Source organism: Pseudomonas protegens (genome assembly GCF_003363755.1).
Classification (GTDB): Bacteria; Pseudomonadota; Gammaproteobacteria; order Pseudomonadales; family Pseudomonadaceae; genus Aquipseudomonas; species Aquipseudomonas danubii.
The window spans coordinates 1,734,600-1,749,159 of the sequence record NZ_CP031396.1; the positions used below are offsets into that span (position 1 = coordinate 1,734,600).

The 14,560-nt window shown below is 62.0% G+C and carries 12 protein-coding genes; 5 read left to right on the top strand and 7 right to left on the bottom strand.

The window, feature by feature from the left end; translation table 11 throughout:
- Positions 1-332 precede the first annotated feature (332 nt).
- The 4 genes from purM (at position 333) to DWF74_RS07445 (ending at position 3,248) form a co-directional block, all read left to right on the top strand.
- Positions 333-1,391 (top strand): phosphoribosylformylglycinamidine cyclo-ligase, encoded by a 1,059-nt coding sequence (gene purM / locus DWF74_RS07430; RefSeq protein ID WP_102860743.1) that lies wholly within the window; start codon positions 333-335, stop codon positions 1,389-1,391.
- Between the two features lie 11 nt (positions 1,392-1,402).
- Positions 1,403-2,053, top strand: coding sequence for a phosphoribosylglycinamide formyltransferase (purN, locus tag DWF74_RS07435; RefSeq protein ID WP_102861000.1), 651 nt, complete (start codon positions 1,403-1,405; stop codon positions 2,051-2,053).
- Positions 2,054-2,061: 8 nt separating this feature from the next.
- Entirely contained in the window at positions 2,062-2,775 is a 714-nt protein-coding gene (locus tag DWF74_RS07440) for a DUF3108 domain-containing protein (RefSeq protein WP_102860742.1), read from the top strand.
- 284 nt (positions 2,776-3,059) lie between these two features.
- On the top strand, positions 3,060-3,248 hold the full coding sequence (locus DWF74_RS07445) for a hypothetical protein (RefSeq protein WP_115580690.1): 189 nt from the start codon (positions 3,060-3,062) through the stop codon (positions 3,246-3,248).
- 102 nt (positions 3,249-3,350) lie between these two features.
- On the opposite strand, the gene DWF74_RS07450 is transcribed toward DWF74_RS07445, so the two are convergent.
- From DWF74_RS07450 to DWF74_RS07480, 7 genes are all read right to left on the bottom strand, one after another.
- Entirely contained in the window at positions 3,351-3,890 is a 540-nt protein-coding gene (locus DWF74_RS07450) for a DUF2058 domain-containing protein (RefSeq protein ID WP_060840548.1), read from the bottom strand.
- 26 nt (positions 3,891-3,916) lie between these two features.
- Positions 3,917-4,750, bottom strand: coding sequence for a nucleoside triphosphate pyrophosphohydrolase (gene mazG, locus DWF74_RS07455; RefSeq protein ID WP_102860999.1), 834 nt, complete (start codon positions 4,748-4,750; stop codon positions 3,917-3,919).
- Between the two features lie 24 nt (positions 4,751-4,774).
- Positions 4,775-7,018: a GTP diphosphokinase gene (gene relA / locus DWF74_RS07460; protein ID WP_102860741.1), complete on the bottom strand. Its 2,244-nt coding sequence runs from the start codon at positions 7,016-7,018 to the stop codon at positions 4,775-4,777.
- A gap of 122 nt (positions 7,019-7,140) precedes the next feature.
- Complete coding sequence (rlmD, locus tag DWF74_RS07465) at positions 7,141-8,493, bottom strand: 23S rRNA (uracil(1939)-C(5))-methyltransferase RlmD (protein ID WP_102860740.1); 1,353 nt, start codon at positions 8,491-8,493, stop codon at positions 7,141-7,143.
- Positions 8,493-9,395 (bottom strand): cysteine synthase CysM, encoded by a 903-nt coding sequence (gene cysM / locus DWF74_RS07470; RefSeq protein WP_115580691.1) that lies wholly within the window; start codon positions 9,393-9,395, stop codon positions 8,493-8,495. The genes rlmD and cysM overlap by 1 nt, the downstream gene beginning before the upstream one ends.
- A gap of 116 nt (positions 9,396-9,511) precedes the next feature.
- Complete coding sequence (locus DWF74_RS07475) at positions 9,512-10,867, bottom strand: sensor histidine kinase (RefSeq protein ID WP_115580692.1); 1,356 nt, start codon at positions 10,865-10,867, stop codon at positions 9,512-9,514.
- A complete protein-coding gene (locus DWF74_RS07480; RefSeq protein WP_102860737.1) occupies positions 10,854-11,576 on the bottom strand; it encodes a response regulator transcription factor in 723 nt (240 codons plus the stop codon). The genes DWF74_RS07475 and DWF74_RS07480 overlap by 14 nt, the downstream gene beginning before the upstream one ends.
- Before the next feature lie 218 nt (positions 11,577-11,794).
- Between DWF74_RS07480 and DWF74_RS07485 the strand changes: the two genes are divergently transcribed.
- Entirely contained in the window at positions 11,795-14,548 is a 2,754-nt protein-coding gene (locus DWF74_RS07485; protein WP_102860736.1) for a response regulator, read from the top strand.
- The last annotated feature ends 12 nt before the right edge of the window (positions 14,549-14,560 follow it).

A 14,560-nucleotide genomic window follows, 5' to 3' on the forward strand; every position in this document is an offset into this window, starting at 1 on the left:
GCATGAACCGCTGCGAGCAAGGCTGTGACCACAAGCCCCGGCAAAACATTCACCCGTCGCCCGATTGTTTTCGCACTGTCATAACGATAGCCACTTGAGCGCTATACCTTATACAGGCATGGGCAGGGGCACCAACACGGCCAATCGCAGTTTTTTTAACCGGATATGCCTCTACCCGTCGGCCCGAGGATGGCCGCTGCCCCTCAAGCCTGATAAAATCGCGCGCCTTCGCAGACCGGCATCAGCTGGGCACCCTGAAACCCTTTTGCAGTGTTTCAGCAGGCTCTCTGGTTCGGTCGATACCCCCTGAATCCCCCCTAAAGGCCTGGATCATGAGCAAGCAACCCTCCCTGAGCTACAAAGACGCCGGTGTAGACATCGACGCCGGTGAAGCATTGGTCGAACGCATCAAGAGCGTCGCCAAGCGCACTGCGCGCCCGGAAGTCATGGGCGGCCTGGGCGGTTTCGGCGCCCTCTGCGAAATCCCGGCCGGCTACAAGCAGCCTGTACTGGTTTCCGGTACTGACGGCGTCGGCACCAAGCTGCGCCTGGCCCTGAACCTGAACAAGCACGACAGCATCGGCATCGACCTGGTGGCCATGTGTGTCAACGATCTGGTGGTCTGCGGCGCCGAACCGCTGTTCTTCCTCGACTACTACGCCACCGGCAAGCTCAACGTCGACACCGCAGCCCAGGTAGTGACCGGCATCGGCGCCGGCTGCGAACTGTCCGGCTGCTCCCTGGTGGGCGGCGAAACCGCTGAAATGCCAGGCATGTACGAGGGCGAAGACTACGACCTGGCCGGTTTCTGCGTCGGCGTGGTGGAAAAAGCCGAAATCATCGACGGCTCGAAAGTCGCCGCCGGTGACGCCCTGCTGGCCCTGCCGTCTTCCGGCCCGCACTCCAACGGCTACTCGCTGATCCGCAAGATCATCGAAGTATCCGGTGCCGACATCGAAAGCATCCAGCTGGACGGCAAGCCACTGACCGACCTGCTGATGGCCCCGACCCGCATCTACGTCAAGCCGCTGCTCAAGCTGATCAAGGACACCGGCGCGGTCAAGGCCATGGCCCACATTACCGGCGGCGGCCTGCTGGACAACATCCCGCGCGTGCTGCCAAAAGGCGCCCAGGCGGTGGTCGATGTGGCGAGCTGGAAACGTCCGGCGGTCTTCGACTGGCTGCAAGAGCAAGGCAACGTCGACGAACACGAAATGCACCGCGTACTGAACTGTGGCGTGGGCATGGTCATCTGCGTCGCCCAGGACCAGGTCGAAAACGCCCTGAATGTTCTGCGCGAAGCTGGCGAGCAGCCTTGGGTCATTGGCCAAATCGCCACCGCAGCCGAAGGCGCGGCCCAGGTTGAGCTGAAGAACCTCAAGGCCCACTGATGCAAGAGCGGATGTCGCCGACCTGTGATGTTGTGGTGCTGCTGTCCGGCACCGGCAGTAACCTGCAAGCCCTGATCGACAACGCGCGGACCGACGACAGTCCGTTTCGCATCGCTGCCGTGATCTCCAACCGCGCTGACGCCTATGGCCTGCAGCGCGCCAAGGAAGCGGGTATCGCTACCCGCTTCCTTGATCACACCACCTTCGAAGGCCGCGAGGCCTTCGACCAGGGGTTGATCGAGCTGATCGATACCTTCCAACCAAAACTGGTGGTACTGGCCGGGTTCATGCGCATTCTCAGCGCTGGATTCGTCCGCCACTACCAGGGCCGCCTGTTGAATATCCATCCCTCGCTGCTACCCAAATATAAAGGGTTACACACTCATCAGCGGGCGCTGGAGGCCGGAGATACCGAGCACGGTTGCAGTGTGCACTTCGTCACCGAGGAACTCGATGGCGGGCCTCTGGTCGTACAGGCTGTGATCCCGGTAGAGTTGCACGACTCGCCGCAAAGCCTGGCGCAGCGAGTGCACGTCCAGGAACACCGGATTTACCCCATGGCCGTACGCTGGTTTGCCGAAGGTCGGCTGACGCTCGGCGATCAGGGTGCTTTACTGGATGGTCAATTACTGGCCGCCAGCGGCTATTTGATTCGAACCTAGGAGATTTTATGCGTCGCGCCCTGCTCTTCGCTTGTGCTCTGTTCGCCCTGCCGGTTGTGCAGGCGGCAGACCTTCAACCGTTCTCCGCCAGCTATACCGCCGACTGGAAGCAGTTGCCCATGAGCGGCACAGCTGAACGCAGCCTGGAAAAAACCGCCAACGGCACGTGGAAACTCAGCTTCAAGGCATCGATGATGATCGCCAGCCTGAGTGAAGAAAGCACCCTGACCCTGGACAAGGACACCCTGGTGCCCCAGTCCTATCACTTCGAACGCGGTGGTCTGGGCAAGGCCAAGAAAGCCGACCTGGACTTCGACTGGAGCGCGAAGATGGTCACCGGCACCGACCGCGGCGATGCGGTCAAGCTGCCTCTGAATACCGGCATGGTGGACAAATCCACCTACCAGCTGGCCCTGCAGCATGACGTAGCCGCCGGCAAGAAGACCATGAGCTATCAAGTGGTCGATGGCGGTGAAGTCGACACCTATGACTTCCGCGTCCTGGGCTCGGAGAAGGTCGACACCAAGGCCGGCCAGATCGATGCGATCAAGGTCGAGCGCGTGCGCGACCCGACACAGAGCAAACGCATCACCGTGATGTGGTTCGCCAAGGACTGGGATTACCTGCTGGTACGCCTGCAACAGGTGGAAACCGACGGCAAGGAGTACAACATCATGCTCCTCAACGGCACCGTCAACGGCAAGACAGTCAAAGGCAGTTAAGCCGCAGCACGATCAAAGCCTCGCGAAAGCGGGGCTTTTTTTTGCTTGAAATGTCACTCCATGTCCGCCTGCCAGACGCCGGGGCAAGCCCTCCTAGATGAAACTTTTGTCATGAAACTTCGCCGACTGCGGCGAAATGTCACGGTTTTCGCGGCCTGCGGGATTGTCGCCGATCCTGCAAAGGTCTGTTGCAGATCCAGGCAATTTACTTAGCAAGCTAACAAAATATATAAAAGAGCCCTGCACACGCCTTGCTGCAGATCAACCGAGATTGGAGCTAGCAGATGACTGTAAAAGTAACTGAACGCGACGATTCACATATGTCCCATGAAGGCGTAGCCGCGGGTGTACGGATCTGGGATGTACATCAACAAGACATGCTGGTGGGCATGTTCCACTCCGAGAGCGACGCCCACAGCTACAAGGCTGAACTGGAAAAACTCGAGCAGAACCGCACGCCTCAGCGTTCCTGACTCAACGTCAGCGCAGGAGCACCGGGATCTCCACGCGGATTCCTACCTGCCCCCCATAAACGACCAACCCCGCCATGAGCGGGGTTGGTCGTTACCGGATGCTTACCACATCAGATCATCAGGGATCTGATAGGCCGCGTATGGATCATCCTCATCCGGCGCCTCGGTGGGAGTATTGAGCTGTACGATACGCCGCGGATCGCGCTCCTGAATCTTCAGCGCCGCCTCCCGCGGAATCACCTCGTAACCACCACCGTGGTGAACGATGGCCAGGGAGCCACTGCTGAGCTTGTTGCGCATCAGGGTGTTCACCGACAGACGCTTGACCTTCTTGTCGTCGACGAAGTTGTAGTAATCCTCGGTGTTCAGCTTGGGCAGACGCGAGACTTCGATCAGTTGCTTGATCTGCGCTGCACGGGCCTTCTGCTCGGCCTTCTCCTGCTGCTGACGATTGAGCTCCTGGTCACGCTTGACCTTCTCGGCCATGGCTTCCTGGGCTGCGCGCTGCTGGGAGTCATCGAGTTCGATCTGGCCTTTATGGGCCAGGCGCTGCTGCTTCTGCTTGTCTTTGCTGACCTGCTTGGCCTGCTTTTGGTTGACCAGCCCTGCTTTGAGCAACTGGTCGCGAAGGGAAAGGCTCATGGTGCTTACTCACTTAGGCAACGGCCTCAGCCACAGCTGGGCAAATTCTTTTCCTGACGCTTGGCTTCACCCCACAGGGCGTCCAAGTCTTCGAGGGTGCAATCTTCCACGGGACGGCCGGTGTCGCGCAATGCCTGCTCGATAAATCGGAAGCGCCGATCGAACTTGGCATTGGCACCGCGCAAGGCGGTTTCCGGGTCGACCTTCAGGTGCCTGGCCAGGTTGACCACGACAAACAGCAAGTCACCGATTTCATCAGTGATGGCTGCCGGGTCGTTGTCGGCCATGGCCTCCAGCACCTCGTCCAGTTCCTCACGAACCTTGTCCACCACCGGCAGGGCGTCCGGCCAGTCGAAGCCGACCTGCGCCGCGCGCTTTTGCAACTTGGCCGCGCGGGACAGGGCCGGCAGGGCCACCGGCACATCATCGAGCAGGGACAGCTGCTGCGGAGCGTCGGACTTCTCTGCCCGTTCCTCGGCCTTGATCTGCTCCCAGCGCTCCTTGACCTGCTCCTCATTGAGCCGCGGGATATCCAGCGGCGCGTACAAGTCGCCAGTAGGGAATACATGGGGATGCCGGCGAATCAGCTTGCGGGTGATGCTGTCCACCACCCCATCGAATTCGAAGCGCCCCTCCTCCCGGGCCAGCTGGCTGTAATACACCACCTGGAACAGCAGATCGCCCAGCTCACCCTGCAAGTGGTCGAAGTCGCCGCGCTCGATGGCGTCGGCGACCTCATAGGCCTCCTCCAAGGTATGGGGAACGATACTGGCGTAGTTCTGCTTGATGTCCCACGGGCAACCGTATTGCGGGTCCCGCAGGCGCGCCATCAGGTGGCGCAGGTCTTCAAGGCTGTACATCAGTTCATCCATTTCATGCGGGCATCACGGGGTTCGATTGCGCCGGGTCTCGATGATGTTCGGCAACTGGGAGATGCGCCCCAGCAAACGTCCCAATGCATCCAAGCCCGGAATTTCGATGGTCAAGGACATCAACGCAGTGTTGTCCTCCTTGTTCGAGCGCGTATTGACCGCCAGTACGTTGATCCGCTCATTGAGCAGCACCTGGGACACGTCACGCAGCAGGCCGGAACGGTCGTAGGCGCGAATGATGATGTCCACCGGATAGGTGAGCACCGGCACCGGCCCCCAGCTGACCTGGATGATCCGCTCCGGCTCGCGCCCGGCCAGTTGCAGCACCGAGGCACAGTCCTGGCGGTGAATGCTCACGCCACGGCCCTGGGTGATGTAACCGACGATCGCATCCCCCGGCAGCGGCTGGCAGCAACCCGCCATCTGGGTCATCAGGTTGCCCACCCCCTGGATCTGGATGTCGCCACGCTTGCCCGGCTTGTAGCCGGCGGCCTTGCGCGGGATCAGCTCCAACTGCTCGTTGCCGCGCTCGGGCTCCACCAGTTGCTGGGCCAGGTTGACCAGTTGCGCCAGGCGCAAATCGCCCGCACCCAGAGCCGCGAACATGTCCTCGGCAGTCTTCATGTTGGCCTTGTCGGCCAACTTGTCGAAGTCCACCTGAGGCAGGTCGAGACGATTCAGCTCGCGTTCCAGCAGGGTCTTGCCGGCGGCGACGTTCTGATCGCGAGCCTGCAGCTTGAACCAGTGGACGATCTTCGCCCGCGCCCGGGACGTGGTGACGTAACCCAGGTTCGGGTTCAGCCAATCGCGACTCGGGGTGCCGTGCTTGCTGGTGATGATCTCCACCTGCTCGCCGGTCTGCAGGCTGTAGTTGAGGGGCACGATGCGCCCGTTGATCTTCGCGCCACGGCAGTTGTGGCCGATCTCGGTGTGCACCCGATAAGCGAAGTCCAGCGGCGTGGCGCCCTTGGGCAGGTCGATGGCGTGGCCGTCGGGGGTGAAGATGTACACCCGATCCGGCTCGATATCCACCCGCAGCTGTTCGGCCAGGCCGCCGATGTCCCCCAGCTCCTCGTGCCATTCCAGCACCTGACGCAGCCAGGAGATTTTCTCTTCGTAATGGTTGGAGCCGGACTTGACGTCGGTGCCCTTGTACTTCCAGTGGGCACACACCCCCAGCTCCGCTTCCTCGTGCATCGCGTGGGTGCGGATCTGCACTTCCAGCACCTTGCCCTCGGGGCCGATCACCGCGGTGTGCAGCGAGCGATAGCCGTTTTCCTTGGGGTTGGCGATGTAGTCGTCGAATTCCTTGGGAATATGCCGCCACAAGGTATGCACGATGCCCAGTGCGGTGTAGCAGTCGCGCATTTCCGGCACCAGCACCCGCACGGCGCGCACATCGTAGATCTGGCTGAACTCCAGACCCTTGCGCTGCATTTTGCGCCAGATGGAGTAGATGTGTTTGGCCCGCCCACTGATGTCGGCGTTGACCCCAGTGGCCTTCAGTTCGTTCTGCAGCTGGTTCATCACGTCGCTGATGAAGCGTTCGCGATCCAGGCGCCGCTCATGCAGGAGCTTGGCGATCTGCTTGTATTGCTCGGGCTCCAGGTACCGGAAGGACAGATCCTCCAGCTCCCACTTGATATGGCCGATGCCCAGGCGATGAGCCAGGGGCGCGTAGATGTCAAAGACTTCCCGGGCCACTCGATTGCGCTTCTCTTCGTCGGCGCTTTTCACCGCACGAATGGCACAGGTCCGCTCCGCCAGCTTGATCAGCGCCACCCGCACGTCATCGACCATGGCCACCAGCATCTTGCGCAGGTTCTCAACCTGCGCCTGAGTGCCGAGTACCAGGGACTGGCGAGGACTGAGACTGGCGGTGATGGCAGCCATGCGCAGCACACCATCGATCAGCTTGGCCACCACCGGACCAAAACGCTGGCTGACCGCCGGCAACTGGATCTGGCCCTCGCGGACGCCGCGGTACAGTACCGCGGCGACCAGGGAATCCTGGTCCAGTTTGAGATCAGCAAGGATCTCGGCGATCTCCAGGCCCGTGCTGAAACTCGACACGCCCTCAGAGCTCAGGCCTTTGGCGGCAATGTGTTGTAGCTCGGCCTCACGAGCGAACTCGCAGGCCTCTTTCAAGGCTTCACGGTCCAGTACCATGTCGACGCTGACCGTATGATCAAGCCATGCCTCGAGATTGATACTGCCGTCGGTGTTGATCGGCTGGTGCGCTCTCACCTGTACCATCTTGCTTTACCTTCCCTACGACGCACATTCAATGCGTCAAATCGCTGATCTTCAACGCTCGGGCACAGCTCGCAGGGCCAGCGAACCACACCAGAAAGATCAGTCGGATTAGACAAGCCATCCTAGCTCGCTTCGAATAACGCCATGGCCTCGACATGCGCCGTCTGAGGAAACATATCGAGGATCCCGGCACGTTTTAACCTATAGCCCTGCTTGATCAGTTCGACCGTGTCACGAGCCAAAGTTGCCGGATTGCATGACACGTACACCAACCGCTTGGCACCCAGGCTCGCCAAGTGGCGGACCACCTCGAAAGCACCGTCGCGGGGTGGGTCCAAGAGTACCGCAGAAAAGCCTTCATCAGCCCACTCGGCAGCACTCAGAGGTTGGGATAAATCGGCTTGAAAAAAGCGCGTGTTATGCAAATTGTTGCTGGCAGCATTTTCAGCGGCCCGCGCCACCATGGTCGCCACGCCTTCCACTGCCACCACTTCCCGCACCTGCCGAGCCAGCGGCAAGGCGAAGTTGCCCAGGCCGCAGAACAGGTCCAGCACCCGCTCCTGAGCTTGCGGCGCGAGCCACTCCAGAGCCTGGGCCACCATCGCTTCATTGACCCCCGCATTGACCTGGACGAAGTCACCCGGCCGATACGCCAGGTGCAGATCCCAGGTCTCCAGGCGATAACCCAGCGACTGCGATGGATCAAAGGGTTGCGGCTCACCTTCACCGTGCAACCACAATTGCGCCTGATGGAAATCGCAGAAGTCCTTGAGGATCGTCAGGTCGCTCTCGGACAACGGCGCCATATGGCGCAACAGCACCGCTAGCGCCGAACCACTGAACAACTCCACATGCCCCAGTGCCTGAGGCTTGCTCAAGCGTCGCAGCATAGCGGGCAAACGGTTCATGACAGGTTGCAAAGCCTGTACCAGCACCGGGCAATCATCGATGGCGACAATGTCCTGGCTACCGGCAGCACGGAAACCCACCTCAAGTTGCTTGCCCTTGGCGTCCCAGCGCACCGCCACCCGGGCGCGACGCCGATAGCCGAACTCGGGACCGCTCAAGGGAGCGGCCCAGGCCTCGGGCTCGACACCCGCGACCTTGGACAACTGCTCGGCGAGCATGCGCTGTTTCAGGGCAAGCTGTTCGGCATGGGGCAGGTGCTGGACACTGCAACCGCCGCAACGCCCGGCGTGGGCGCAGGCCGCCGGGCGACGCAGATCACTGGCGTTGAAGATGCGCTCGGCACGGGCCTCTACCACTTTGCCATGGCTGCCCAACACCCGAGCTTCGACTTCTTCACCGGCCAGGGCACCGCTGACGAACCAGGTACGCCCTTCGACAAAGGCAATGCCACGGCCATCATTGGCCAGACGCTGGATAGCCAACCGCTGCTTCTTGCCCACCGGAATCTGTGGGGCCCGGCTACCGCCCGCAGGCTGGAAGCGCAGGCCTCTCTCGTGCTTAGCCATCAGTTGGGCGCATCGAAAATGCCGGTCGACAGGTAACGATCGCCACGGTCACAGATGATCGCGACCATGACCGCGTTTTCCACTTCCCGGGACAGGCGCAGCATCGCCGCCACCGCACCACCGGAAGACACGCCGCAGAAGATGCCCTCTTCCCGAGCCAGGCGCCGGGTCACGTCTTCAGCTTCGCTCTGGGCCATATCGACGATGCGATCGACCCGGCTGGCCTGATAGATCTTCGGCAGGTACTCCTCGGGCCAGCGGCGAATGCCGGGAATCGCCGAGCCTTCCATCGGCTGCAGACCCACGATCTGCACCAGGGGATTCTGTTCTTTGAGATAGCGCGAAGTGCCCATGATGGTGCCGGTGGTGCCCATCGAGCTGATGAAGTGGGTGATGCTGCCCTGGGTCTGGCGCCAGATTTCGGGACCGGTGCCAGTGTAGTGGGCCTCCGGGTTGTCGCCGTTGGCGAACTGATCGAGCACCTTGCCACGGCCTTCGGCCTGCATCCGCTCGGCCAGGTCACGGGCGCCTTCCATGCCCTCTTCCTGGCTCACCAGGATCAGCTCGGCACCATAGGCGGTCATTGCCGCCTTGCGCTCGGCGCTGGAGTTGTCGGGCATGATCAGGATCATCTTGTAACCCTTGATCGCGGCAGCCATGGCCAGGGCGATCCCGGTGTTGCCCGACGTCGCTTCGATCAGGGTATCCCCGGCCTGGATCTGCCCACGCAACTCGGCGCGGGTGATCATCGACAGTGCCGGGCGGTCCTTGACCGAACCCGCCGGGTTATTGCCCTCGAGCTTGAGCAGCAGGGTATTGCTGGTGGCGCCAGGCAGGCGCTGCAAACGAACCAGCGGGGTGTTGCCGACGCAATCGGCGATGGTTGGGTACTGCAAGGTCATGGCGTATTCGCAATCCAGACTGCGGGGGCGCCTATCATACCGGCAAACGCCCAAGCGCCATATCACGCAAAGTGCGGGGCTTATGGCTTATTGATATAAGGCGGCACAGGGTCGTCTCAAGCCGCCGGCAAGCGCATGTGAACACGCAAGCCATGGGCCGTGTTCTGCGCCCACAAACGACCTCCCTGGCGCTCCACCGCATTGCGCGCAATGCTCAGGCCGAGGCCGAAACCTCCATCTCCCGGCCGTGAACCGTCCAGACGGATAAACGGATCGAACATGCGCTCCAACGCTTCTTCCGCTACCCCCGGCCCTTGGTCGTCCAGCCACAGATGCCAATATTCAGCGTCACGTCGACCATCGAGGATGACCAGAGCCCCGGGTGGCGAATGCCGGATGGCATTGCGCAGGATGTTTTCCAGAGCCTGGGCCAGGGTATTGAGATGCCCGCGCACCCAGCAATCCGCCGGCAGATCACAGCGCAACTGCGCTGGGGACCAGCCGCTCTCGAAGCAGGCGTTCTCGCTGAGCATTTCCCACAAGGCCTGGACCTGAATCTGCTCCTCCGGCAGCGGCGCCCGCTCGGTGTCCAGCCAGGCCAGTTGCAGGCTGTCCTCCACCAGGCGCTGCATGGCGTCGACTTCCCGGGACAAGCGCTCACGCAATGCCCCCAGGCTCTGCTCGCTGTCGCAAGCCACCCGCAGACGACTCAAGGGAGTGCGCAACTCGTGGGACAGGTCCCGCAGCAACTGCTGCTGCACAGCCACGGTGCTTTGCAGCCGCTCGGACATCTGATCGAACGCTCGCCCCAACTCCCCCAACTCGTCCTTGCGCTGAGTGGTCTCGGTGCACAGCCGCACATTCAACTGCTCCGCACGCCAGGCATTGGCCTGCTCCCGCAACTGATTGAGCGGCACCACCAACAAGCGGTACAAGCCCACGCACAGCAGCAGCGTGAACAGTCCGGGGATCACGCCGTTGGTGATCACGCGCCAGAACACCCGGTATCGCCCGGGCATGAAACGCTGCGGCAGCTCGATGACCAGACTGCCGAGAGACGGATCATCGGGGAACGGAATTTTCAGCCAGGGCAACCCGCGACTGTGCCGGCTCACCGGCCAATCCGCCCCCCGCAGGAACGTCAGGCGCTGAGCCTCGGCCGCTGTCAGCGGGTAGCTGCTCAGCGCTTGCAGATCACTGCCGATGACGCCGACCCAGGTGCTCTCACGGCCTGCCATTGCCTGGATCCAGACATCCACGCCGGCATGCTGGCCGGTCTTCCAGGCCTGTTCCGCTTCCTGCGCGTAACTGCGCAAGGTAGCCCGGGCTTCATCGGCGAGGTACAGGTTCTTCTGCTCAACATAGCGCCCCCAGGACCAGCTCAACCAGATCATCAACAGACAGAACGCCACCAGCAGGCAGGCCAGCTTCCAGAACAGCGAGTGCCGGCCCGGCAGATCAGACCAGCTCATCGAAGGCACTCAGCACATAGCCCTTGCCCCACACCGTACGCACTTCACGTTCGCTGTAGCCCAGCGCCTTGAGCTTGCGACGTATCTGACTGACATGCATGTCCAAACTGCGATCGTGGGCCGCATACCCGCGTTGCAGGACATGCTGATAAAGGAAGGCCTTGCTCAGCACCTCATCGACGTTGCGGTGCAGGGTTTCCAGCAGGCGGTATTCGCTACGGGTAAGGCCGGCCGGGCGCTCGGCAAAGAACACGTCACACAGCTCGTCATCAAAACGCAGGCTCTGCACGCTGCTGCTGAGTTTCGGTGGTGTCGGCCGCCGGTCCAGGGCCACTCGCCGCAGGATGGCTTCGATGCGTACCCGCAGCTCGGCCATGCTGAAGGGCTTGGGCAAGTAGTCGTCGGCGCCCAGGCGGAATCCACTGATGCGATCGGCCTCTGCTCCCAGGGCCGACATCAGCAGCACCGGCGTGGAGTGACTCCGGCGAAAGTGGGTCAGCACCTCCAGGCCGTCCATGCCCGGTAACAGGATGTCCATCAACACCACATCGAAGGCTTGCCGACGCGCGATCCCCAGACCTTCCTGGCCGTTCTGGCACCAGGTCACGGCAAAGCCGCAGCGCCCCAGCTGCTCATGCACATAGGCACCGAGCACCGGGTCGTCTTCAATTGCCAGGATACGGGGAGGCTCAACAGCTACGGGAGTCATTAGCTTCTGCAAGTCATTCTCAGTTGGGCGATTATTCAAGATTGCCCGGTTTGCGGCAACCAGCGCCTTGGTCGTAGCCCCCTATCCGCCCTCCGGCTGTCGGCTAACGGTCTGCAATTTGCCAAGATCAGCCCCTGGCAAATCGTTACACTGCGCAGGTGGCGCATCACGGACGTGCCCGTCGACCTTTCAAAACAGCGTGGAAGCAGGAGAGTTGCGTGCTCAAGAAACTGGGAATCAAAGGCCGCGTACTGTTGCTGACCTTACTGCCCACCAGCCTGATGGCTTTGGTACTGGGCGGCTACTTCACCTGGATGCAGCTCTCCGACCTGCAGACCCAACTGCTGCAGCGCGGCGAAATGATCGCCGAACAACTGGCCTCCCTGGTGGCGCCGGCGATGGGCAACCGCAACTCGCCGATGCTCGAACGCATCGCCACCCAAGCCCTGGAACAGCAGGACGTACGCGCGGTGTCATTCCTTGCCCCCGATCGCACGCTCATGGCCCACGCCGGCCCCAGCATGCTCAATCCACCGCCCAGCGATAACAGCACCCACATCATGCAACGCAGTGGGAATGACGCGACCCGCTACCAACTGCCGGTCTTCGGCCGCCACCGCAATCTGGCCGGTGACCTGATCCCCGATGAATCAGACCGTTTGCTGGGCTGGGTGGAACTGGAGCTGTCCCACAGCGGCATGCTGTTGCGCGGTTACCGCAGCCTGTTCGCCAGTCTGCTGTTGATTGCCGCCGGCCTGGCCGGTGCTGCCCTGCTGGCAGTGCGCATGGGGCGGACCATCAACAACCCGCTGACCCAGATCAAGCAGGCCGTGGCGCAACTCAAGGACGGCAACCTGGAAACCCGCTTGCCGCCCTTGGGCAGCCAGGAGCTGGATGAGCTGGCCTCGGGCATCAATCGCATGGCCAGCACCCTGCAGAATGCCCAGGAAGAACTGCAGCACAGCATCGATCAGGCCACCGAAGACGTGCGCCAGAACCTGGAAACCATCGAGATCCAGAACATCGAGCTGGACCTGGCGCGCAAGGAAGCCCTGGAAGCCAGCCGCATCAAGTCGGAGTTCCTGGCCAACATGAGCCATGAGATCCGCACGCCCCTCAATGGCATTCTCGGTTTCACCCACCTACTGCAGAAAAGCGAGCTGACACCGCGCCAGCTGGATTACCTGGGCACCATCGAAAAATCCGCCGACAGCCTGTTGGGGATCATCAACGAGATCCTCGACTTCTCGAAAATCGAAGCCGGCAAGCTGGTGCTCGACAGCATTCCGTTCAACCTGCGGGACTTGCTGCAGGACACCTTGACCATCCTCGCGCCGGCAGCCCACGCCAAGCAGCTGGAACTGGTGAGCCTGGTCTATCGGGATACGCCTTTGTCCCTGGTGGGCGATCCACTGCGGCTCAAGCAGATCCTCACCAATCTGGTGAGCAACGCCATCAAGTTCACCCGCGAAGGCACCATCGTCGCCCGGGCGATGCTGGAAGAAGAACACGAAGACAGCGTGCAACTGCGCATCAGCATTCAAGACACCGGCATCGGCCTGTCCAACCAGGATGTTCGCGCTCTGTTCCAGGCCTTCAGCCAGGCCGACAACTCGCTGTCGCGGCAACCCGGCGGCACCGGGCTGGGGCTGGTGATCTCCAAACGCCTGATCGAACAGATGGGTGGCGAAATCGGAGTCGACAGCACCCCGGGCGAAGGCTCGGAATTCTGGATCAGCCTGAACCTGCCGAAAACCCGCGATGACGCCGAGGACCTGCCGGGTCCACCATTGCTGGGGCGCCGCGTAGCGGTGCTGGAGAATCACGAACTGGCCCGTCAGGCCCTGCAGCATCAACTGGAAGACTGCGGCCTGGAAGTGACCCCGTTCAACACCCTGGACGCCCTGACCAATGGCATTACCGGCGTACACCAAAGCGACCAGGCCATTGACCTGGCCGTGCTCGGCATCACCACCAACGACATGTCTCCCGAACGCCTGAGCCAGCACATCTGGGACCTGGAACACCTGGGCTGCAAAGTCCTGGTGCTGTGCCCGACCACCGAACAGACGCTGTTCCACCTGTCAGTCCCCAACCCCCACAGCCAGTTGCAGGCCAAGCCGGCCTGCACCCGCAAACTGCGTCGCGCCCTGTCTGACCTGGTCACCCCGCGCCGGGCCCGCAGCGAGCCGGAGGAAAGCCTCTCCAGCCGTGCGCCACGGGTCCTGTGTGTCGACGACAACCCGGCCAACCTGCTGCTGATCCAGACCTTGCTGGAGGACATGGGCGCCAAGGTGCTGGCGGTGGACAACGGTTACGCAGCCCTGAACGCGATCCAGAACGAACCTTTCGACCTGGTGATGATGGACGTGCAAATGCCGGGCATGGACGGCCGACAAAGTACCGAGGCGATCCGCCAATGGGAAAGCGAGCGCCATGGCACGCCACTGCCCATCGTGGCCCTGACCGCCCATGCCATGGCCAACGAAAAACGCGCCCTGCTGCAAAGCGGCATGGACGATTACCTGACCAAGCCCATCAGTGAACGGCAGCTGGCCCAGGTGGTACTGAAATGGACCGGGCTGGCCTTGCGCAATCAGGGCCCGGAGCGAGCCAATGAACGCTCGGAACTGAACCTGGAGCTGCAAGTGCTGGATCAGGACGAAGGCCTGCGCCTGGCGGCCGGCAAGGCTGATCTGGCGGCGGACATGCTGGCCATGTTGCTGGCCTCACTGGAGGCCGATCGCGAGGCGATCAACGCCGCTCGTGCAGCCAACGACCACAGCGCCCTGATCGAACGGGTCCACCGCCTGCACGGAGCCACCCGATATTGCGGAGTGCCGCAGTTGCGCGCCGCCTGCCAGCGCAGCGAAACCCTGCTCAAGCAGGAAGACGTCAAAGCCTTTGCCGCTCTGGATGAGCTGGACCACGCCATCAGCCGTCTCGCCGCCGAAGCGCGGATCAACGCCTGATCCAGGACAAGA

Bases quoted from the DNA above. Each gene is read 5' to 3' on its own strand.
- purM (WP_102860743.1), top strand. From the start codon at position 333: ATGAGCAAGCAACCCTCCCTGAGCTACAAAGACGCCGGTGTAGACATC.
- purN (WP_102861000.1), top strand. From the start codon at position 1,403: ATGTCGCCGACCTGTGATGTTGTGGTGCTGCTGTCCGGCACCGGCAGT.
- DWF74_RS07440 (WP_102860742.1), top strand. From the start codon at position 2,062: ATGCGTCGCGCCCTGCTCTTCGCTTGTGCTCTGTTCGCCCTGCCGGTT.
- DWF74_RS07445 (WP_115580690.1), top strand. From the start codon at position 3,060: ATGACTGTAAAAGTAACTGAACGCGACGATTCACATATGTCCCATGAA.
- DWF74_RS07450 (WP_060840548.1), bottom strand. From the start codon at position 3,890: ATGAGCCTTTCCCTTCGCGACCAGTTGCTCAAAGCAGGGCTGGTCAAC.
- mazG (WP_102860999.1), bottom strand. From the start codon at position 4,750: ATGTACAGCCTTGAAGACCTGCGCCACCTGATGGCGCGCCTGCGGGAC.
- relA (WP_102860741.1), bottom strand. From the start codon at position 7,018: ATGGTACAGGTGAGAGCGCACCAGCCGATCAACACCGACGGCAGTATC.
- rlmD (WP_102860740.1), bottom strand. From the start codon at position 8,493: ATGGCTAAGCACGAGAGAGGCCTGCGCTTCCAGCCTGCGGGCGGTAGC.
- cysM (WP_115580691.1), bottom strand. From the start codon at position 9,395: ATGACCTTGCAGTACCCAACCATCGCCGATTGCGTCGGCAACACCCCG.
- DWF74_RS07475 (WP_115580692.1), bottom strand. From the start codon at position 10,867: ATGAGCTGGTCTGATCTGCCGGGCCGGCACTCGCTGTTCTGGAAGCTG.
- DWF74_RS07480 (WP_102860737.1), bottom strand. From the start codon at position 11,576: ATGACTCCCGTAGCTGTTGAGCCTCCCCGTATCCTGGCAATTGAAGAC.